Source organism: Streptomyces sp. NPDC014861 (assembly GCF_043081625.1).
Classification (GTDB): Bacteria; Actinomycetota; Actinomycetes; order Streptomycetales; family Streptomycetaceae; genus Streptomyces.
On record NZ_JBIBWV010000006.1, the window covers coordinates 292,055 to 311,190 of the forward strand.

At 70.7% G+C, this 19,136-nt stretch carries 21 protein-coding genes and 1 tRNA gene; 10 read left to right on the forward strand and 12 right to left on the reverse strand.

The genetic code is table 11. From position 1 onward, the window contains the following. Window positions 1–154 precede the first annotated feature (154 nt). From eno to ACF1BN_RS15710, 6 genes are all read left to right on the forward strand, one after another. Window positions 155–1,441, forward strand: coding sequence for a phosphopyruvate hydratase (gene eno / locus ACF1BN_RS15685; RefSeq protein WP_043229812.1), 1,287 nt, complete (start codon window positions 155–157; stop codon window positions 1,439–1,441). Between the two features lie 116 nt (window positions 1,442–1,557). Beyond that, window positions 1,558–2,028 carry a septum formation initiator family protein gene (locus ACF1BN_RS15690; protein WP_392332164.1) on the forward strand — a complete coding sequence of 157 codons (471 nt, stop codon included), beginning with the start codon at window positions 1,558–1,560 and terminating at the stop codon, window positions 2,026–2,028. A 22-nt stretch (window positions 2,029–2,050) separates the two neighbouring features. Then, entirely contained in the window at window positions 2,051–2,593 is a 543-nt protein-coding gene (locus ACF1BN_RS15695; protein ID WP_392332165.1) for a DUF501 domain-containing protein, read from the forward strand. Beyond that, window positions 2,590–3,504 carry an exopolyphosphatase gene (locus ACF1BN_RS15700; protein WP_392332166.1) on the forward strand — a complete coding sequence of 305 codons (915 nt, stop codon included), beginning with the start codon at window positions 2,590–2,592 and terminating at the stop codon, window positions 3,502–3,504. The genes ACF1BN_RS15695 and ACF1BN_RS15700 overlap by 4 nt, the downstream gene beginning before the upstream one ends. Window positions 3,505–3,874: 370 nt before the next feature. Next, entirely contained in the window at window positions 3,875–5,266 is a 1,392-nt protein-coding gene (locus ACF1BN_RS15705; RefSeq protein WP_392332167.1) for an NAD(P)/FAD-dependent oxidoreductase, read from the forward strand. Window positions 5,267–5,450: 184 nt separating this feature from the next. After that, the gene (locus ACF1BN_RS15710; protein ID WP_392332168.1) at window positions 5,451–6,746 is read left to right on the forward strand and encodes a class I SAM-dependent methyltransferase; all 1,296 of its coding nucleotides are present in this window, start codon (window positions 5,451–5,453) and stop codon (window positions 6,744–6,746) included. Window positions 6,747–6,818: 72 nt separating this feature from the next. On the opposite strand, the gene ACF1BN_RS15715 is transcribed toward ACF1BN_RS15710, so the two are convergent. Both ACF1BN_RS15715 and ACF1BN_RS15720 read right to left on the reverse strand, forming a co-directional pair. Then, window positions 6,819–9,350, reverse strand: a complete 2,532-nt coding sequence (locus tag ACF1BN_RS15715; RefSeq protein ID WP_392332169.1) for an ABC transporter permease — start codon at window positions 9,348–9,350, stop codon at window positions 6,819–6,821. Between the two features lie 69 nt (window positions 9,351–9,419). Continuing rightward, on the reverse strand, window positions 9,420–10,190 hold the full coding sequence (locus ACF1BN_RS15720; protein ID WP_376604375.1) for an ABC transporter ATP-binding protein: 771 nt from the start codon (window positions 10,188–10,190) through the stop codon (window positions 9,420–9,422). Between the two features lie 381 nt (window positions 10,191–10,571). Here ACF1BN_RS15720 and ACF1BN_RS15725 point away from each other — a divergent pair. Together ACF1BN_RS15725 and ACF1BN_RS15730 are read left to right on the forward strand one after the other, a co-directional pair. Beyond that, window positions 10,572–10,657 (forward strand) — tRNA-Leu (locus ACF1BN_RS15725). A 98-nt stretch (window positions 10,658–10,755) separates the two neighbouring features. Continuing rightward, complete coding sequence (locus ACF1BN_RS15730) at window positions 10,756–12,036, forward strand: tyrosine-type recombinase/integrase (RefSeq protein ID WP_392332170.1); 1,281 nt, start codon at window positions 10,756–10,758, stop codon at window positions 12,034–12,036. Window positions 12,037–12,102: 66 nt separating this feature from the next. On the opposite strand, the gene ACF1BN_RS15735 is transcribed toward ACF1BN_RS15730, so the two are convergent. Together ACF1BN_RS15735 and ACF1BN_RS15740 are read right to left on the reverse strand one after the other, a co-directional pair. Beyond that, window positions 12,103–12,363, reverse strand: coding sequence for a hypothetical protein (locus tag ACF1BN_RS15735; RefSeq protein WP_392332171.1), 261 nt, complete (start codon window positions 12,361–12,363; stop codon window positions 12,103–12,105). A 117-nt stretch (window positions 12,364–12,480) separates the two neighbouring features. Then, window positions 12,481–12,666 (reverse strand): hypothetical protein, encoded by a 186-nt coding sequence (locus ACF1BN_RS15740; protein WP_392332172.1) that lies wholly within the window; start codon window positions 12,664–12,666, stop codon window positions 12,481–12,483. Window positions 12,667–12,844: 178 nt separating this feature from the next. Here ACF1BN_RS15740 and ACF1BN_RS15745 point away from each other — a divergent pair, with 178 nt between their 5' ends. Together ACF1BN_RS15745 and ACF1BN_RS15750 are read left to right on the forward strand one after the other, a co-directional pair. Beyond that, window positions 12,845–13,768 carry a hypothetical protein gene (locus ACF1BN_RS15745; RefSeq protein WP_392332173.1) on the forward strand — a complete coding sequence of 308 codons (924 nt, stop codon included), beginning with the start codon at window positions 12,845–12,847 and terminating at the stop codon, window positions 13,766–13,768. Between the two features lie 107 nt (window positions 13,769–13,875). Continuing rightward, window positions 13,876–14,118 carry a helix-turn-helix domain-containing protein gene (locus tag ACF1BN_RS15750; RefSeq protein WP_392332174.1) on the forward strand — a complete coding sequence of 81 codons (243 nt, stop codon included), beginning with the start codon at window positions 13,876–13,878 and terminating at the stop codon, window positions 14,116–14,118. 57 nt (window positions 14,119–14,175) lie between these two features. On the opposite strand, the gene ACF1BN_RS15755 is transcribed toward ACF1BN_RS15750, so the two are convergent. From ACF1BN_RS15755 to ACF1BN_RS15790, 8 genes are all read right to left on the reverse strand, one after another. Further along, the gene (locus ACF1BN_RS15755; protein WP_392332175.1) at window positions 14,176–14,394 is read right to left on the reverse strand and encodes a hypothetical protein; all 219 of its coding nucleotides are present in this window, start codon (window positions 14,392–14,394) and stop codon (window positions 14,176–14,178) included. A gap of 31 nt (window positions 14,395–14,425) precedes the next feature. Continuing rightward, entirely contained in the window at window positions 14,426–14,971 is a 546-nt protein-coding gene (locus tag ACF1BN_RS15760; protein ID WP_392332176.1) for a glycine-rich domain-containing protein, read from the reverse strand. 140 nt (window positions 14,972–15,111) lie between these two features. After that, window positions 15,112–15,573, reverse strand: coding sequence for a hypothetical protein (locus ACF1BN_RS15765; protein ID WP_392332177.1), 462 nt, complete (start codon window positions 15,571–15,573; stop codon window positions 15,112–15,114). Window positions 15,574–15,660: 87 nt separating this feature from the next. Then, a complete protein-coding gene (locus tag ACF1BN_RS15770) occupies window positions 15,661–16,914 on the reverse strand; it encodes a helix-turn-helix domain-containing protein (RefSeq protein WP_392332178.1) in 1,254 nt (417 codons plus the stop codon). A gap of 112 nt (window positions 16,915–17,026) precedes the next feature. Next, the gene (locus ACF1BN_RS15775) at window positions 17,027–17,371 is read right to left on the reverse strand and encodes a hypothetical protein (protein WP_392332179.1); all 345 of its coding nucleotides are present in this window, start codon (window positions 17,369–17,371) and stop codon (window positions 17,027–17,029) included. Beyond that, window positions 17,368–17,730 (reverse strand): hypothetical protein, encoded by a 363-nt coding sequence (locus ACF1BN_RS15780; protein ID WP_392332180.1) that lies wholly within the window; start codon window positions 17,728–17,730, stop codon window positions 17,368–17,370. The genes ACF1BN_RS15775 and ACF1BN_RS15780 overlap by 4 nt, the downstream gene beginning before the upstream one ends. Before the next feature lie 11 nt (window positions 17,731–17,741). Further along, a complete protein-coding gene (locus ACF1BN_RS15785; protein ID WP_392332181.1) occupies window positions 17,742–18,623 on the reverse strand; it encodes a peptidoglycan-binding protein in 882 nt (293 codons plus the stop codon). A gap of 64 nt (window positions 18,624–18,687) precedes the next feature. Further along, window positions 18,688–19,128, reverse strand: coding sequence for a hypothetical protein (locus ACF1BN_RS15790; protein ID WP_392332182.1), 441 nt, complete (start codon window positions 19,126–19,128; stop codon window positions 18,688–18,690). Window positions 19,129–19,136: the final 8 nt, after the last annotated feature.

The following is a 19,136-nucleotide window of genomic DNA, read 5'->3' on the forward strand; positions in this document are numbered from 1 at the left end:
CTTTCGTCCCCCGATGCGTGCTCTTGGGCCCTTTTTCGTCCCAGGGGACGGGCGGTCGGCGGGCTGGAGCGCCGGAGCCGGTTAGGCTCTTGTCGCAAGGCGAACGAGACCTTGCGACCCATGCGTCACATCTAGCGTCACATCCCAGAAGGAGATGCTCGTGCCGTCCATCGACGTCGTCGTAGCCCGGGAAATCCTGGACTCCCGAGGCAACCCCACGGTCGAGGTCGAGGTCGGCCTCGACGACGGCAGCACCGGCCGTGCTGCCGTGCCGTCCGGTGCCTCCACCGGTGCGTTCGAGGCCCTGGAGCTTCGCGACGGTGACCAGAACCGCTACCTCGGCAAGGGTGTCGAGAAGGCCGTCCTCGCCGTCATCGAGCAGATCGGCCCGGAGCTCGTCGGCTACGACGCCACCGAGCAGCGCCTGATCGACCAGGCCATGTTCGACCTGGACGCCACCCCGGACAAGTCCTCGCTCGGCGCCAACGCCATCCTCGGCGTCTCCCTCGCCGTCGCGCACGCCGCCTCCGAGGCCAGCGACCTCCCCCTCTTCCGCTACCTCGGCGGCCCGAACGCGCACCTGCTGCCCGTTCCGATGATGAACATCCTCAACGGTGGGTCGCACGCCGACTCCAACGTCGACATCCAGGAGTTCATGATCGCCCCGATCGGCGCGGAGTCCTTCTCCGAGGCCCTGCGCTGGGGCACCGAGGTCTACCACACCCTCAAGTCCGTCCTGAAGACCAAGGGCCTCTCCACCGGCCTCGGCGACGAGGGCGGCTTCGCCCCGAACCTCGGCTCCAACCGTGAGGCGCTCGACCTCATCCTGGAGGCCATCAAGCAGGCCGGCTACGTGCCCGGCAAGGACGTCGCCCTCGCCCTGGACGTCGCCGCCTCCGAGTTCTACAAGGACGGCAAGTACCTCTTCGAGGGCAAGGAGCGCTCCGCCGCCGAGATGACGGAGTACTACGAGGAGCTCGTCTCCGCGTACCCGCTCGTCTCCATCGAGGACCCGCTCTTCGAGGACGACTGGGCCGGCTGGAACGTCATCACCGAGCGCCTCGGCGAGAAGGTCCAGCTCGTCGGCGACGACCTGTTCGTCACCAACCCCGAGCGCCTCGCCCGCGGCATCGAGGAGAAGTCCGCCAACGCCCTCCTGGTGAAGGTCAACCAGATCGGCTCGCTGACCGAGACCCTCGACGCCGTCGAGCTCGCCCAGCGCAGCGGCTTCAAGTGCATGATGTCCCACCGCTCCGGCGAGACCGAGGACGTCACCATCGCCGACCTCGCCGTCGCCACCAACTGCGGCCAGATCAAGACCGGCGCCCCGGCCCGCTCCGAGCGCGTCGCCAAGTACAACCAGCTGCTGCGCATCGAGGAGATCCTCGACGACGCCGCCGTCTACGCCGGCCGCAGCGCCTTCCCGCGCTTCAAGGGCTGATCGCGGGGGCCGACCAGCCCCGGCACCGCAGTTCCGTCCGTCCCCGCACCCGGTCCCGTACCGTGTGCGGGGACGCACGTTTGAGGGACACCGGAGAACAGGGGAGGCGACACGGCATGGCCGTCAAGGACCGGGACCGGTTCTCCACCGCGACCCGGATCAGGCTGCTCGGCGAGCAGACCGCCGCCCGTGTCTACCGCTCCCAGACCCGGCGCCAGGCCCGGCGCTCCCGGCTCACCGGCCGCGCCGCCTTCCTCGCCCTCGTCGTCTGCTCCCTCGTCGTCGCCCTCGCCTACCCGATAAGGAGCTACGTCTCCCAGCAGGGCGAGATCGCCGACCAGGAGCGCAAGGCCGCCGAGGCCGCCCGGCGGGTCGAGGAACTGCGGGACGAGAAGGCCCGCCTCCAGGACCCCGCCTACGTCCGCCGCCTCGCCCGCGAGCACCTCCACTACGTGCTCCCCGGCGAGACCGGCTTCACCGTGAACGACCCCGGGGCGGCCGACCGCCCCCGCGCCGACCAGGGCACGGCGGACCGACCCTGGTACGACAACCTCTGGGACGGCGTCGACCACGCCGACCGCCACTGACCGACCCGACTCAGGATCCACGATGGAAACGCCCCCTCCGCAGACCGAACGCACCGAGCCCACCGAGGCGGACGTCGCCGCGTTCGAGGCCCAGCTCGGCCGGCCGCCCCGCGGCCTCCGCGCCATCGCGCACCGCTGCCCCTGCGGCAACCCGGACGTCGTCGAGACCGCGCCCCGGCTGCCCGACGGCACCCCCTTCCCCACCACGTACTACCTCACCTGCCCCCGGGCGGCCTCGGCCATCGGCACCCTGGAGGCCAACGGGGTCATGAGGGAGATGCAGGCCCGGCTCGCCACCGACCCGGAGCTCGCCGACGCCTACCGCGCCGCCCACGAGGACTACCTCGCCCGCCGCGACGCCATCGAGGTCCTGGAGGGCTTCCCCAGCGCCGGCGGCATGCCCGACCGCGTGAAGTGCCTGCACGTCCTCGTCGGCCACTCGCTGGTGGCCGGCCCGGGCGTCAACCCCTTCGGCGACGAGGCCCTCGCGATGCTCCCCGAGTGGTGGGCCAAGGGCCCGTGCGTGACGCCGTGCGCCGACAAGGAAGAGGAGAAGGGCGAGTGACCCGGGTCGCCGGAATCGACTGCGGCACCAACTCCATCCGCCTCCTCGTCGCCGACGTCCACCCGGAGACCGGGGAGCTCGTCGAGCTGGACCGGCGGATGACGATCGTCCGGCTCGGCCAGGGCGTCGACAGGACCGGCCGGCTCGCCCCCGAGGCGCTGGAGCGGACCTTCGCCGCCTGCCGCGCCTACGCGGAGGTCATCCGGGAGCTCGGCGCCGAGCGGATCCGCTTCGTCGCCACCTCCGCCTCCCGGGACGCCGAGAACCGGCAGGAGTTCGTCGACGGGGTCGTCGCGATCCTGGGCGTCGAGCCCGAGGTGATCACCGGCGACCAGGAGGCCGCGTTCTCCTTCACCGGGGCCACCGGCGAGCTGCCGGACTCGGAGTCGTACCTCGTCGTCGACATCGGCGGCGGCTCCACCGAGTTCGTCACCGGCAACCGGCACGTCGAGGCCGCCCGCTCCGTGGACATCGGCTGCGTCCGGCTCACCGAGCGGCACGTCCGCCACGACCCGCCGACCGCCGAGGAGGCCGAGGCGATCCGCGCCGACGTCCGCGCCGCCCTCGACCTCGCCGCCGAGACCGTCCCGCTCGCCGCCGGCCGGACCCTCGTCGGCCTGGCCGGCTCGGTCACCACCGTCGCCGCCATCGCCCTCGGGCTCCCCGCGTACGACTCCGGGAAGATCCACCACGCCCGGATCACCGCCGGCCAGGTCGCCGCGGTCACGAGCCGGCTGCTCTCCTCGACCCACGACGAGCGGGCCGCGATCCCCGTCATCCACCCCGGCCGGGTGGACGTCATCGTGGCCGGCGCGATCGTCCTCCAGGAGATCGTCGAGCGGGTCGGAGCCGCCGAGGTCGTGGTCAGCGAGCACGACATCCTCGATGGGATCGCCCTATCCGTCGCATAGAAGCCCCCTATCGAGGGGGTCGGCGACAGCCCGTCGGAAAAGCTTCGTGAAGTTCTTCACAAGGAAAAGGGCCCTGATGGTGCCGGAGGAGGGTCTTTGGGCCTTCCGAGGGGGTCATCAGGGCCCTTTCGCAGGCGCGGAGGGCACTTCGCTCGAAGTTTCCATCGTGTGAACGGGCCCCTTGGTTCAGCGTTAACGGGGGCTCTCCAGGCCAGTTCAGCGGCGGTGAACAACGTTCACCAGTGCATTCCGGTTCCTTTGCACGACCATGACGTGGATCACGTGGGCGGCGGAGTGTAGCAGAGCACCCCGGGAAGCTTGTGAAGGGGCGCACGAGGTGACCCCCCGGGGTGGGTGGATACTCGATGGCATGAGCACCACGGAGCGTCCCAGGATCCTCATCGTAGGCGGCGGGTACGTTGGCCTGTACGCCGCGCGGCGCATCCTCAAGAAGATGCGCTATGCCGAGGCGACCGTCACGGTCGTCGACCCCCGGTCGTACATGACCTACCAGCCCTTCCTCCCCGAAGCCGCCGCCGGCAGCATCTCGCCGCGCCACGTCGTCGTCCCGCTGCGACGCGTCGTGCGCGGAGCCGAGGTGCTCACCGGCCGGGTCACCACCATCGACCAGGACCGCAAGGTCGCCACGATCGCGCCGCTCGTCGGCGAGGCGTACGAGCTGCCCTTCGACTACCTGGTCATCTCGATGGGTGCCGTCTCCCGCACCTTCCCGATCCCCGGCCTCGCCGAGCAGGGCATCGGCATGAAGGGCATCGAGGAGGCCATCGGGCTGCGCAACCACGTCCTGGAGCAGCTGGACAAGGCCGACTCGACCACCGACGAGGAGGTCCGCCGCAAGGCCCTGACCTTCGTCTTCGTCGGCGGTGGCTTCGCCGGCGCCGAGACCATCGGCGAGGTCGAGGACATGGCCCGCGACGCCGCGAAGTACTACTCGAACGTCTCGCGCGAGGACATGCGCTTCGTCCTGGTGGACGCGGCCGACAAGATCCTCCCCGAGGTGGGCCCCAAGCTCGGCCAGTACGGCAAGGAGCACCTGGAGTCCCGCGGCATCGAGATCTACCTGGAGACCTCCATGGACTCCTGCGTGGACGGCCACGTCGTGCTCAAGAACGGCCTCGAGGTCGACTCCAACACCATCGTGTGGACCGCCGGCGTCAAGCCGAACCCGGCCCTCGCCCGCTTCGGTCTGCCGCTCGGCCCCCGCGGCCACGTGGACTGCAACGAGAAGCTCCAGATCAACGGCATGGACTACGCCTGGGCCGCCGGCGACAACGCCCAGGTCCCGGACCTCGCCGCGATCAAGGCCGGCGTCCCGGCCGAGCGCGCCTGGTGCCCGCCGAACGCCCAGCACGCCCTGCGCCAGGCCAAGGTCCTCGGCGACAACGTGGTGTCGGGCATGCGCGGCTTCGAGCAGCGCCCGTACAGCCACGCCAACAAGGGCGCCGTGGCCGGCCTCGGCCTCCACAAGGGCGTGGCCATGATCGTCATGGGCAAGGTCAAGATCAAGCTCAAGGGCCGTCTCGCCTGGTACATGCACCGTGGCTACCACGGCATGGCGATGCCGACCTTCAACCGCAAGATCCGCGTCTTCGCCGACTGGACCCTCGGCATGTTCCTCAAGCGCGAGGTCGTCTCGCTCGGCGCCATGGAGACGCCGCGCGAGGAGTTCTACGAGGCCGCCAAGCCCGCCCCGGCCCCCGCCGCGGCCAAGCCGGCCCCGGAGAAGGCCAAGGCGTCGTAACACCTCCGCCAGGAGCTCAGCAGTACCTCGGCAACGCCGAAGGGCCGTCCGTCATCCGTGGTGCGGACGGCCCTTCGGCGTGTTTTGCGCACGTCTTGCGTCGCGGCGGGATGGGAAATCCCCACCGACGGTGTTCCCTTGGTGACGGACAAGTCTGGGGCAAGGACCACGGAGGTGTGTCACCATGGCCGACGCCGCGACGCGGCTCGCGACTCTCGCCGAGGAACTGCTGGGCACTCCCCTCCCGGTGCGGCTGCGCGCCTGGGACGGCAGCGAGGCCGGCCCGCCGGGCAGCGGCCCCGTGCTGGTGATCCGGGACCGCAGGGCACTGCGCCGCATGATGTGGAAGCCCGGCGAACTGGGCCTGGCCCGCGCCTGGGTGGCCGGCGAGATCGACGTCGAGGGGGACCTGTACGAGGCCCTCGACCGCCTCTCCGGGCTCCTCTGGGAGCGCGCCGGGGAGCCGGCCGGCCTGCTCGCCTCCGCACGGGATCCGCGGATCCGGGCCGCGGCCGCGAGCCTGGTCCGGCTGGCCGGCCCGCTGCCGCCGCCGAAGCCGCCGGCCGAGGAGGCCAGGGGCCGCAGCGGCGGACGGCACAGCAGGCGCCGCGACAAGCGGGCGATCAGCCACCACTACGACGTGGGCAACGACTTCTACGCGCTGGTGCTCGGCCCGTCGATGGTCTACTCGTGCGCCTACTGGACGGACGGCGGCACACTGGAGGACGCCCAGCGGGACAAGCTCGACCTCATCGCCCGCAAGCTCGCCCTGCGCGAGGGCGACCGGCTGCTCGACGTGGGCTGCGGCTGGGGCTCGATGGCGATCCACGCGGCCCGCGAGTACGGCGCCCGGGTCGTCGGCATCACCCTCTCCCGCGAGCAGGCCGCCTTCGCCCGCAAGCGGATCGCCGAGGAGGGGCTCACCGACCGGATCGAGATCCGGGTCCAGGACTACCGTGACGTGCCCGACGGGCCCTTCGACGCGATCTCCTCCATCGGCATGGCCGAGCACGTGGGGGCGGAGCGGTACCGGGAGTACGCCGACCTCCTGTACGGCCTGCTGAAGCCCGGCGGACGGCTCCTGAACCACCAGATCTCGCGCCGCCCCGAGCCCGACGAGGAGGGGTACCGGATCGACCCCTTCATCGACGCGTACGTCTTCCCGGACGGCGAACTGGCCCCGATGGGCCGCACCCTGACGACCCTGGAGGACGCGGGCTTCGAGGTCCGGGACGTGGAGGCGATCCGGGAGCACTACGCGCTGACGCTGCGCCGCTGGGTGGCCAACCTGGAGCGGGAGTGGGGCCGGGCGGTCCGGCTGACCTCCCCGGGCCGGGCCCGCATCTGGCGGCTCTACATGGCGGCCTCCGCGGTCTCCTTCGAGCGCAACAGGATCGGCGTGAACCAGTTCCTGGCGGTGCGGACGCCGTCCCCGGGGCCGAGCGGGCTGCCGCTGCGGACGCGGGAGTGGACGGAGTAGACGGACGAGGAGAAGAGGAGAGGGCCGGGGTTCCCGCGGGAACCCCGGCCCTCTCCGCTCGTGCCGCGGGCCCTACTCGGCCTTGATGGCGCTGAGCATGTTCAGCCGGGCGGCGCTGCGGGCCGGCCAGAGCGAGGCCAGCACGCCCACCAGGGCGGCGAGGAGCAGGAAGATCCCGATCCGGCCCCAGGGCAGGACGAGGGCGTACTCCGGCATGCTCGACTCGAAGGTCTTGCCGATCGCCCAGGCGAGGAAGGTGCCGAGGCCGATGCCGACGATCGCGCCGAAGATCGAGATCACGACGGCCTCCAGGCGGACCATCCGCTTCACCCGGCGCCGGTCGAGGCCGATCGCCCGGATCATGCCGATCTCCTGCTGGCGCTCGAAGACGGACATCGCGAGGGTGTTGACGACGCCGAGGACGGCGATGATCAGGGCCATCGCGAGCAGGCCGTACATGATGTTCAGCAGCAGGTTGATCTGGCCGCCGAAGGTGTCGCGGATGTCCTTCTCGTCCATGACGGAGATGGCCGGGTTGTCGCCCAGGGCCTTGATCAGCGCCTGCTCGTTCGCGGCGCTGGGGCCGCCGTCGGTGGAGACGAAGATCTGCGGGATGTACTTCTGCGGGTCGTGCGCGTCGAGGACCTTCGTGTCGACGAGGACGGGGGAGAGGAACTCGCTGTCCTTGTAGACGGCGCCGACCGTCAGCGTCCCCTTCTTCTTGTCCAGGAACTCGACCGGGACGGAGGAGCCGGCCTTCAGGCCGCGCTTGGCGGCGGTCTTCTCGGCCACCGCGATCTGCCCGTCGGCGAGGGTGCCGAGGGAGCCGTTCACGACGTCGATCTTCAGGACCTTCTCGACGTCGCCGGGGGTGACGCCGGAGGCGGAGACGTACGAGCCCTTGATGTCGAGGGCGCCGGCCTGCTGCGGGGAGACCGCGGTGACGCCCGGGGTCTTCTCCAGGGCCGTCAGGGCCTCCTGGGAGAGGCCGTCGCCGCTGGCCATGGAGACCATGTAGTCGGCCTTGATCTGGTCGACCGTCATCCGGTCCAGGGCCTGGCCGGCGCTGACGCCGATCACGGTGAGGCCGGTGACCAGGGTGAGGCCGATGGCGAGCGCGGAGGCGGTGGCGCCGGTGCGGCGCGGGTTGCGGACCGCGTTGAGGCCGGCGAGCTTCCCGGCGACCCCGAAGACCTTCACGAAGAAGGGGCGGATCAGGGCGATCACGGGCCGGGAGAGGAAGGGGATGAGGATGATGACGCCGATGAGGGTGGTGAAGGCACCGCCCGCGATGACCATGCGGCCCGTCTCGCCGCCGCTGTTGGCGCCGAGCACGATCAGCACCGCGCCGATCGCGGTGATCGCGGCACCGATCGAGTTCCGCACCACGAGCGACTTGGCGTTCGGGGTGGCGTGGACGCTGTTCATGGCGGCGACCGGCGGGATCCTCGCGGCGCGGCGGCCCGGCAGCCAGGCGGCCAGCACGGTGATGACGACACCGACGCCGAAGGCGGCGAGGACCGGGGTGGCGCCCAGGACCAGATCGCTGTCCGGGAGCTTCATCTCGAAGGCCGCCATGCCGGCGCGCAGGCCCATGGCGAGGGCGACGCCGAGGGCGTAGCCGACGGCGGAGGCGACCAGGCCGACGATGCCGGCCTCGGTGAGGACGGAACGGGTGATCTGCTTGCGCGAGGCACCGACCGCGCGCATCAGGGCCAGTTCCTTCGTGCGCTGGGCGACCAGCATGGTGAAGGTGTTGGAGATCAGGAAGACGCCGACGAAGAGCGCGATGCCGGCGAAGCCGAGCAGGACCTGGTTGAGGGCGCCGAGGCCGGACTCGATGTCGCGGGCCTGCTGGTCGGCCAGGTCCTGGCCGGTCTGGGCGGTGGCCGCCTTCGGGACGACCTTCAGGACCTCGTCGCGGAGCGTGTCGGCGTCGGTGCCGGCGGCGGCCGAGACGTTCAGGTCGGAGTAGTAGCCGGGCTTCAGGTACAGCTTCTGGGCGACCGGGGCGTCGAAGACGACGAGGCTGCCGCCGGCGTTGACGGCGCCGTCCTCGGTGGTGAAGACACCGGAGAGGGTGTACTCCTTCACCGGGCCGTTGGTGGCGACGCGGACCCGGTCGCCGACCTTGTAGCCGCCCTTGTCGGCGGACTCCTTGTCGAGCGCGACCTGGCCGGCCGCGGCGGGACCGGTACCGGAGGTGAACGCGAGGGCCGGGTCCTCGCCGTCCGGGCCGGGGGCGAAGTTGGTGCCCTTGTTGGACCAGCCGCTGCCGATCAGCTTGCCCTTCGCGTCCGGCACGCCGGCGAAGCCGTCGACGCGCGGCTGGACGCCGGTGACGCCGTCGAGCTTCGCGACCTTGTCGACGGTGGCCTGGGAGAGGCCGGGGTTCTTCGCGGCCTCCTCCGGGTTCGGGCGCATGCTGACGGCGACGGCCACGTCGTCGTAGCTCTTCGCGGACTGGCCGCGGAAGGCCTGGGAGAGGGTGTCGGTGAAGACGAGGGTGCCGGAGACGAAGGCCACGCCGAGCATCACGGCGAGCACGGTCATCAGCAGCCGCGCCTTGTGCGCGAGGACGTTGCGCAGGGCGGTACGGAACATGGGTGAGGTCCTGGAGGAAGGCGGGACGGAAGTCGGGGGCGGGGCTCGCGCGCGGGGCGCTGCCTCGCGTCAGCTCGTACGGCCCTTGGCGTCGAACGCCTTCATGCGGTCGAGGACGCCGTCCGCGGACGGGCGCAGCATCTCGTCGACGATCCGGCCGTCGGCCAGGAAGATCACGCGGTCGGCGTAGGAGGCTGCGACGGGGTCGTGGGTGACCATGACGACGGTCTGGCCGAGCTCGCGGACCGAGTTGCGGAGGAAGCCGAGGACCTCGGCGCCGGAGCGCGAGTCCAGGTTTCCGGTGGGCTCGTCGCCGAAGATGATCTCCGGCTGGGAGGCGAGGGCGCGGGCGACGGCGACGCGCTGCTGCTGGCCGCCGGAGAGCTCGGTCGGACGGTGCTTGAGGCGGCCGGAGAGGCCGAGCATGTCGATGACCTTCTGGACCCACGCCTGGTCGGGCTTGCGGCCGGCGATGTCCATGGGGAGCGTGATGTTCTCCAGGGCGGTCAGGGTCGGCAGCAGGTTGAAGGCCTGGAAGATGAAGCCGATCTTGTCCCGGCGGAGCTGGGTGAGGTGCTTGTCCTTGAGGGTGGACAGCTCGGTGTCGCCGATCCGGACGGAGCCGGAGGAGAAGGAGTCGAGGCCGGCGACGCAGTGCATGAGCGTCGACTTGCCGGAGCCCGAGGGGCCCATGATCGCGGTGAACTCGCCCTGGCGGAAGTCCACGCTGACCCGGTCGAGCGCGACCACCTGGGTCTCGCCCTGCCCGTAGACCTTCGTGAGCTCCGTGGCGCGGGCGGCCACCGCGGTGGCGCGGGGCACGGTGGGGGTGGTGGTCACGAGAGGACTCCTGTCAGGACGACTGTTCGGGAACCCGGTGTCCCGGGAACCACTCCATCGTCTCGACCGTTCTTGCTCGGGTCGTCCGTCCACGTGCCCGTTCGAGGGGCCGCCTTGGGTCGGACCGCGCCGCTCGGGCCTCCTCCTCTGGTATGACGGCGACCCCGACGGCGGACGTGACACACCTGCGGCGAGATCTGGTCAATCCAGGGGTGGATCCTTTGCGCCTGCGACCCCTGTCACAGTTTGCGGAAACCGCGCTCACCTGCACTGACGCACCCTCAAGCGTCAATAAAATAAGACAACATCGGACGCTCGTTCCGCTGAACGAGGGAGGGGCCCCGATAGGCTCCTGTGCCAACGCGGAGCTACGCGGACAACGCCCGGATGGTGGAATAGCAGACACGGCGAGCTTAAACCTCGCTGGCCTTCGGGCCGTACCGGTTCAAGTCCGGTTCCGGGCACCATACGGAGAATGGCCTCTCAACTGGGGAAACGCGCCCACGATGCCTGAAAGAAACCCCCTCATGGGAACATCATGGGAACAGGGGCCTAGAGTCCTGCCATGGCGAGCGTGCATCCGCGGAAGAACCGCGACAACGAGGTCACCAGCTATCAGGTGAAATGGCGCGACGCAGGACGGCGCGATGGCGACCCCCTGTGGGCCACGGAGAAGTTCGACGGCGACGAAGAGGGGGCGGCCGCGGCCGCCATCTTCAAGGCGGCCGTCGACGAGGCCGGCCAGCGATGGCCCGCGGGGTGGGTCAAGGGACAGGGGTACATCGTGGCCGAGGAGGCCGGCGCCGACGATGACGCGCGGTACCGCTTCCGGGCCTACGCCACCGCCATCGTCGAGAACAAGACCGGCATCGAGGAGCACTACAGGCGAGCGTGCATGCGCGAGCTGGAGACGCACATCTTCCCCACGTTCGGGGAGTGCGACGTCAGGTCGACGGCCCACTTCTCCTCGGCGACTGTGCGCTCCTGGGTGCGACGCCTGGAGAACACCTACGTGGCCAAGGGGAGGGGCCCCCGCAACAGGAAGATGTCCCCGAAGACGATCCGGAATTTGCACGGGCTGTTGTCGTCGATCCTCACCGAGGCGGTGGAGGAAGAACCCCCGCTGCGCGCCCGAAACCCCTGTGAGCGCACCGCGCTGCCGCGAACGGATGACGGCGGCAGCAGTCCTGACGACGAGGACATTGAGTTCCTCACCCCGGAGGAGGTGGCGGCGATCCGCGACCGGCTCACCCTTCGCCAGGACCAGCTCATGGTGGAGGTGGCCTACGGCACGGGTGCGCGGTACTCGGAGTTGACGGCGCTCGCTCCGTACCTCCTCGTCGACGACGACCCCGCGCGCATGCGTCTGAGCATCCACCGGGCCTGGAAGCGGGATGGGGCTGGCGGCTACTACCTGGGCATGCCCAAGTCCAAGCGGGGCCGGCGCACCATCCGGATCAGCACCTCGGTCGTCGAGGCACTCGCCGAGCTGAGGCGCGAGCAGCACCTGGCCGACGATGACCTCTACTTCACCGGCGACCAAGGGCAGAGGCTGCACGCGAGCACATTCGCCGACCGATGGGCCCGCGCGGTGAAGAAGGCGAAGAAGGAGGGCGTCCTGCCGTCCTACAAGCACCCAACCCCACACGACCTGAGGCACTCCCACGCGGCGGCGCTCATCAGCGCCGGGCACGCGCCCACCTATGTACAGAGGCGCCTCGGCCACGAGTCGATCAAGACGACGAGCGACCTGTACGGGCACCTCCTGCCCGAGACCGATGACGCGGCCATGGCCACGATCGAGACGGCGCTCGCGGGGGGCCGTACGACGCTCCGGGCCGTGTAGGCCCGCGAGCGCGTCGACGCCCCGGCTGCGAGCGTGGGCTCGCAGCCGGGGCGTCGCGGGGCGAGGCTACCCGAGCAGCAGCCAGGCGCCGCCGGCGGCGGTGGCGGCGCCGATCACGGTGCCGGTCAGCAAGCCGGCGGCGATGCGTTGGGGAGCTGGCAGCTCTTGAGGAGCCAGGGGCGTCCCCATCACGCGCTCGATGCGCAGGCACGCCACCTCGGCGCGTAGAGCGTCGATCTGTCCCCGGAGGGACCGGTACATGTAGCAGAGGCCGGCGAGCCCTAGGGCGATCACCCCGAGCAGCGCCACACGGACGATGTCCGACAACGTTCTTTCCCACCTACCCCGGCGGTCGGCCGGATCGCGGATCCCCCCCGTGCGCACGCGCCCGGGTCTTGCAGGGCTCGCTCGTCATGTGGGGCTGACGAGCGAGCGACCGGTACGTCAGCCCCAGCCGGGGTCGGCGAGCGGCGTCGCCGGCGGCGTCGGGTCGACGGTGGACGTCACGGTCGGGGTCGGCTCGGGCGCCGGTCGGCCCCAGCCCGGGTCGGCCACGGCCTGGCCGGCGAGGGCGAACCCGAGGGCGGAAAACAGCGCGCCCGCCACGCTTACGATCACCCGCTGTCGCATGGTGCCTCCTGTGTGCTAGCAGCGTTATTCGAACACGCGTGCGTGCTCCTTGTGTGACCCCTAGGCTGACATGGCCATCAGGTGGTATGCCAGTGGCATAGGCGAGGCAAATTAGGCAGGTCCGATTCCGGACGGAAACCAGGAGACCGGTATGGAAATCTCGGATACCGAAACGATCTTGAATGACGACGACGTGGCGGCCTACCGCGCAGCCGCCGAGGGCATGCCCGTCAGCCCGCAGCAGGGCCGGAGGCTGGCCCGCCTGGGTCTGGCTCACCGGGTCGGTGACGAACTGCGAGTCGCCGATCCCCAGCTGGCCGCGCACGCCCTCTTCGCCGCGCATCGAGCCACCCTCGAACGCGCCCTCCGTCAGGTTGACCAGCTGCCCACCCTGACCGCCCTCTCCGACCACTACGCACCCACCCGCCTCTACGGCGGGCCGGCGAGCGAGCTGCTCCGGAGCCGAGACGGCATGAACGCAGAGATCGGCAAGATGCTCGCCGAGGCCACGGATGAGCTGCTCACGGTGCAACCCGGGCGCCCCGAGGACCGAGACCCGGCGGTATACCGAGACGGCATCGAGCGGGCCCGACGCCTCCTGGACCGCGGCGTGCCCGTCCGTACCCTCTACGCCGCAGCCGCCCTGGAGCACGCCCCCACGCGGGAGTACTGCGATGCGCTCCTCGAGGGCGGCGCCGAGGTGCGAGTAGCTCAGGACCTCCCCCCGCGCATGGTCCTGTGCGGCCGCCACCTCTTCGTCGACAACGTCGTCGGCCCCGGGGATCCGGATTCCGGCTGGTGTGTCACGGACATCGCCGGCGTCACTTTCGCCCGAACGGTGTACGAGCTTCACTGGGCCCGCGCCACGCCGTGGCAGACCGCCCTCGCTGCCGTCTCGCAGGCCGTGACGACGACCCAGCAGCGCGCCATCCTGCGGGGCCTCGCCGAAGGGCGCACCCAGGCCGTCGTCGCGGCGAACCTGGACGTGAGCGAGCGCGAGCTGCGTCGTGAACTCACCAGCCTGCGCACGGCGCTCGGGCTCGCCTCCACCTATGCCCTGCTCTTCTGGTGGGCGACGTCCGCCGACCGCGGCATCCCCTGACCCCCTGGGGGACAGCTGGGCAGCAGTCATGCACTGCCCCTTTCATGATCGAAAAAAGCCAGGCTAGCCGTGCATACAAATGATCAACAGGTGGCCAGGCTGGGCATGTGGTCCGCCCGAAATCAGCTCAGCCGCCCGATTGGGTCCTCACCCGACGGGCGGCTTTCGGCGTCAGGGTGCGGGACGCGCGGATGCACGCGAACCTGACGCAACAGGCGGTGTGTGAACTCTCCGGGCTCAGCCGCTGGACAGTCCAGGAAGTCGAGGCCGGCCGTTCGTCCCCGACCCTGGACACCCTTTTCTTGCTGGCGGACGCGATCGGAGTGCCAGCCGCCGACCTCCTTGGGTAGAACGCGATGCGACGGCCCCGACCGGAATTGATCGGGGCCGTCGGCGTGTGATGCGGCCTAGGCGGGGATGACGAATCCACGCCCGGGCTGTCGGCGCTCGGCCGCGGCGACGGTGGCGAGCACCTCGTCGGTGATGTCCTGGCGGCCGCCTCTGCCGTCGTCGCCGACTACGCGCCACGGGCCGTCAGGGCGCTCAGGGTCCGCCGGTTCGAGGGTCCCGGGGACCCCGTACCGGCGCATCGCCTCGTACAACGCCGCTACGTCATGTGCGTGCATCACGGCCTCCGTCCTCGGTGGGACGCCGAGCTTAGTCGTCCCCGCCGCCGCCGTGCGTGGCGCAGTTGCCCGGGTTGATCGGGCCGCAGCCACCGGGCATCGGGGTGTGGCGAACCACGCCGACGAGTTCCCGCTGACGGCCGGTCCAGAGTTCGGCGTCCGGGGTGTAGCCGGCCTGCTCGATCAGGGCCATGGTGCGGGTGAGGACGTCCGGGGCCTGGCGGGACGCCTCGGGGCGCTCGGGGTAGTGGTGGACCATCCGGCCCAGGCCGCTGCACAGGGCGGCGTACACCCGGGTGTGGAGGATCAGTGCGTGCCAGCCCTCGTCGACCTCCTCGGTCGGGGAGATCGGGACGGTGGGGAAGAGCGACGCGGCGTGCACGAACTTGAGCGCCTCGGTGACGATCCGCTCCGCGTAGGTGCGGGTCCAGCTCGGGTTGTTGTCGAGGACGGTGAGCACGACGCCGTGGTACGCGTCGCCGCCGAGGAGCGCCCGGGCGTCGGGCGCGCGGTCGGCGTGCGGGCCGGTCGAGCAGGGCGGCGGGACGGTCGGGCGACCGTTCGAGCAGGCGGCCATGGGTTCCTCCTGGTGGTGGATGCCGATGGTGCGGGGACCCACTCCGTACGCGCGGAGCGGGAGTCAGGGGGTGATGCCGTAGACGAGGGCGCCGAGGATCGCGAGGACCGTGAGGAAGTACAGGGCCTCGCCCCAGCGGGTCATGAGGCATCCGTGGGCACGGGCGGCAGGCCGGCCCGGCCGATGAAGGAAGCGGCCGCGGCGCTCGACCGGTGCTCGCGGATCGCGATCATCATGTCCCGGGCGCAGTGTGCGAGGTGCCGGGGGTACGACCATGTTCCGAACGGGCCCTCGGCGGGGCCTTCCGCCCGTAGCTTGGCCCACACGAGGAGTGCGGCCTGCCCGCGCGTGCACAAGGCGCCCTCGGGGACGGTGTGGAGGCCGTTGGCCAGGACAGTGCAGTACGTGAGCAGCGTGTCCGTGAAGCGCGCCAGCTCGGTCTCGCCGGGGTGGTCCCGCATGGCGAGGACTCGCCGGATGGTGCCCTCAGCGAGGTGCTCGACCCGCCGGTCCACGGAGGCGCCGTCCTCCAAGAGGAGGTCCCCGATGGGGATCCGCGGCGTGGTCTCGTGCGGTCTGGCGTGCTGAATCTGCTCGGACATCTCGCTCCCTACCGTCGGTGTGACCTGCGGCACTAACGACGGTAGGGGCGTGGGAAGTAGGGAGAGGGTAGGAATCCACCCCCCTCGTCAGGCAGCGAGGAGACCGACCCTCACGGCGAGTTCGGAGGCGCGCCGGCGGCGGCTGGCAGCGCGCGCCTGGCACTCTTCCAAGATCAGTGACTTGGCGTAGCCGTTGTACCGGATCGTCTCCGGCGCGGCTTGGTGGGCCTTCTCCAACGTGGCGATGGCCACGTCAGGTTGCCCGTCGAGCTGATACCCACGAGCCTCCTCGATCCGGTGGCGGGCACGCCGCGGCCTGGACGGGATGATCGAGGCGTCAGCCCGGGCGGCCTGCCGTACCGACTCGGGGCCTGCGTGGAGTTCGACCGCGACCGTCACCGCGTGGGCGCCGATGATGGCCTGCGAGAACGACGTCACCGGGTGGAAGTAGCCCTGGGGCAGCTGGCGGGCCATCTTCCGTGCCTCGTTCCAGTGCCTCCAGGCTGTTCCCTTCTGTCCTCGCCGGGCGGCGGTGTAGCCGGCCTCGAACTGGAGCGCTCCAGCAACGGCGAGCACATCCGCGTCGGCGTCGGGCAGCAGCGGGGCGAGGTGCTCGATGGCCTGCATCGTGACGGAGTCGGCGGCGTCGTAGTGCCCGGGCCCGGAGTCGCGGTGAGCCTGCGCCATCAGCCACGCGGAGACACCGATGGCATGGGGGTCAGCCGACTGCGAGGCGGCAACCATGCTGCGCTCAGCGACCCTCCACAGAAGGGAGGGGTCCGGCTGGTAGGCGAGGAAGAACTGCGACAACGAGTAGACCTGGCTCAGCACCGATTGGGCGGCGCGCCAATCCGTCGGTGTCTCGGCGTGATGGACCGCGAGGTGAGCATCCCGGATCAAGGCGGGCAGCAGACCGCCGATGATCTCTCGATGATTCGGGGCGTCGTGGCGAGCCTGCCAGGCGACCGCGAGCCGCGCGGCAAGGTGCTCGGGACGAGGTGGTGCAGACACCGGGGTGCCGATCTGAAGCGCGTCAACTGCGGCTCGAACGGCGCCGAGGCGGGGGTGGCCGGGGCCTTGAAACAGCGGAGCGGGCATGTCGCGGCGTCCTGTGAGGTCGGAGAGATCCCGGACGCGCAGTGCCTCGGCGATGCGAAGAACCATGTCGAGGCCGGGGGCCTGGATACGGCCGTTCTCCACCTGCTTGACCCACTCGGCCGACATTCCGACGAGGCCGCCCAGAACGGTGCGGGACATCCCGCGTCGCTCACGCAGGATCTGCAATCTCTGCCCGAATCGCACCGGGTCGGCGTACGGGTCCGGGGTACCATCAACTGACACGGCCTTGCCCCTTCTCTGGTCAGACTCGACACCTGCCAGCGTAGAGGGCAAGGCCATTGTCATGTGATCCAGAACGCACGAATACGCCCCCTCCCGAAGGAGGGGGCGGTGGCTAAGGGTTCTTGTCGAGGTGGGACGTACGGCGGTCGACCCGGTCGACCGCATCTCTCAGGCTGGACCCGCTGTTGGGGTGCAGCTCATGCTCGATGGCGGCGACCCGATCGTCGAGAGCGCCGAGGCGGTCGCGGACGTCCTCCAGGCTCTCCATGACCCCGGGGCGGGCGGGGACCCCGGGGCGACCAGGCTCTCCGGTCCAGTCAGTGAGGACCTGGCCCACTCGTCGCAGTCCGCGCCGGAGGTTGCGGCCCCAGCGGAACAGGACGGCGAGCGCGCCGCCGATGGCGGCGATGATGCCGGCCCACAGGGCGACGGTGTCGAGGGCGGGGATCCCGGTCACTCGATGCCGTCACGGTTGCGCGGGACAGCGGTGGCCTTCGTGAAGAAGCCAACGAACTCGGCCGGGTCTCCATCGAGGTCGAGGGGCAACTGCCGTGGCTTGGCCGGCGGGCTGTAGACGGGCGGTCGGGCCCAACCGAGGAGCAGGCCGGCGATGATGCGGCCGGGCTCCCAGCCGATCCGGGCGGCGAGCAGCTCGCCCAGGCGGAAGACCACGTAGTAGGCGACGGTCACCGCGGCGGTGACGCCGCCCGCGAGGGTGACGGTGTCGACCTCGAGGCCGACGGCGCCGGTGACGGTCAGGATCCATCCGGCGAGGACGGGTACGACGGTGCGGAGAATGGAAGGAAGCGCGTTCACGGGGGAGCCTTTCAGTTCCAGAGAAGGTGCCAGGTGAGGGGGCCGGGGTAGCCGTCGGCGGCGCCGCGCAGCTGCGGGTGGGACCGCTGGAACGCCGCCACGTTGAGGCGGTCGGCCTCGCCCCACTGGCGGGACGGCCCGACGCGGTAGTGCTTGCCGAACCCGCGCTTCACCAGCTGCTTGCCGAGCTGTTCGACGGCGGCGGAGGACTGGCCCAGGGCGAACGCGCCGCGGCCGGGGAACGGCGGCCGCCGTACGGGTGCGGGCGGAGGCGGGGTGGGCTTCTTCGGCGGCTCCGGCTCCGGGTCGATGGCGGCGGCGATCCGGCGGCGCATCGTGTCCATACTGAACCCGCGCGGGTCTGTCTTGCCGGGTTGCCACTCAAGATGGCCGATGACGGAGGCCGAGCCCCAGCCGTGCGCGCGGCACAGGGCCGCGGACACCTTCTCGATGGCGAGCAGCTGCACGGCTGGCCACGGGTCTTGACCGTTGCCGAGGTTCTCGCACTCGAAGCCGTAGAAGGACCGGTTGCCGTCGGTAGCGGCCTCGTCGTCAGGCGGCAGGCGCCGCTCGGCGATGACGGCCTGGAGCACGTCGTCGTCACCGAGGCCTGCGTGGTTGGCCCGGCCGGCGGAGAGCAGGTGCACGGTGCCGTCTTTGGCGATCACGCCGTGGCACAGGGGGCCGGGGAGGCCGGCGTAGCCGTCGTGGCAGATGCGGACGGTGTTGGCGGTGCCCTTGGTGACGGTGTGGTGGATCATCACCCCGTGAACCGGGCCCCAGGGGCCCTTGTGGTTGCGGTGGTGGGTGCGCCAGCCGGGGTGTTCGACGACGGTGACGCCGGCGGCGTGGAGCACGGCGAGGAGCCGGTCCGCGGAGAGGGGTGTGGCCATGGGTGCCTCCTCAGGGCATGGCAAAGCCCCGGGCCGGATGGCGCGGGGCTGGGGGCGGGGCGGGCTACTTGGGGTTGGGGATCCAGAGCGTGTCGAGCCAGATCGTCGAGGCGCCGGCCGCAGCCGACGGCACGGACGCGGTCAGGGTTCCGTTGGTCATGAGCCCCAACCGCACCGGGTAGTGACTGGAGTTGGCCGCGTACATCTCGCCGCCGCGCTCCACGGCGGGGCGGTGGTCGGTGGACGTGAACGTGAACATGACCTGCGTCGTGTTGACGACGTTGGCGGGGGTCGCGTTGTTGATGCGGCCCTGGTACCTCCAGTGCACGACGCCCATTTCACGGGTGATCTGCATGGCCGGTGCCATCGCCGGGTTGGGGGTGAAACCGCTCGCGAAGCTCCCGAGGGAGGAGAGCGGCGTCCAGTCCATCAGGACCTCGATGATGCGCTTGTTGAGGGCGTCTGCCTCGACGACCTCGCCCGCGAGGAAGGGGGTCCAGACCAAGGGGGCCT

Coding starts and splice junctions, on each gene's coding strand:
- eno (WP_043229812.1), top strand. CDS start 155: ATGCTCGTGCCGTCCATCGACGTCGTCGTAGCCCGGGAAATCCTGGAC.
- ACF1BN_RS15690 (WP_392332164.1), top strand. CDS start 1,558: ATGGCCGTCAAGGACCGGGACCGGTTCTCCACCGCGACCCGGATCAGG.
- ACF1BN_RS15695 (WP_392332165.1), top strand. CDS start 2,051: ATGGAAACGCCCCCTCCGCAGACCGAACGCACCGAGCCCACCGAGGCG.
- ACF1BN_RS15705 (WP_392332167.1), top strand. CDS start 3,875: ATGAGCACCACGGAGCGTCCCAGGATCCTCATCGTAGGCGGCGGGTAC.
- ACF1BN_RS15710 (WP_392332168.1), top strand. CDS start 5,451: ATGGCCGACGCCGCGACGCGGCTCGCGACTCTCGCCGAGGAACTGCTG.
- ACF1BN_RS15715 (WP_392332169.1), bottom strand. CDS start 9,350: ATGTTCCGTACCGCCCTGCGCAACGTCCTCGCGCACAAGGCGCGGCTG.
- ACF1BN_RS15730 (WP_392332170.1), top strand. CDS start 10,756: ATGGCGAGCGTGCATCCGCGGAAGAACCGCGACAACGAGGTCACCAGC.
- ACF1BN_RS15740 (WP_392332172.1), bottom strand. CDS start 12,666: ATGCGACAGCGGGTGATCGTAAGCGTGGCGGGCGCGCTGTTTTCCGCC.
- ACF1BN_RS15755 (WP_392332175.1), bottom strand. CDS start 14,394: ATGCACGCACATGACGTAGCGGCGTTGTACGAGGCGATGCGCCGGTAC.
- ACF1BN_RS15760 (WP_392332176.1), bottom strand. CDS start 14,971: ATGGCCGCCTGCTCGAACGGTCGCCCGACCGTCCCGCCGCCCTGCTCG.
- ACF1BN_RS15765 (WP_392332177.1), bottom strand. CDS start 15,573: ATGTCCGAGCAGATTCAGCACGCCAGACCGCACGAGACCACGCCGCGG.
- ACF1BN_RS15785 (WP_392332181.1), bottom strand. CDS start 18,623: ATGGCCACACCCCTCTCCGCGGACCGGCTCCTCGCCGTGCTCCACGCC.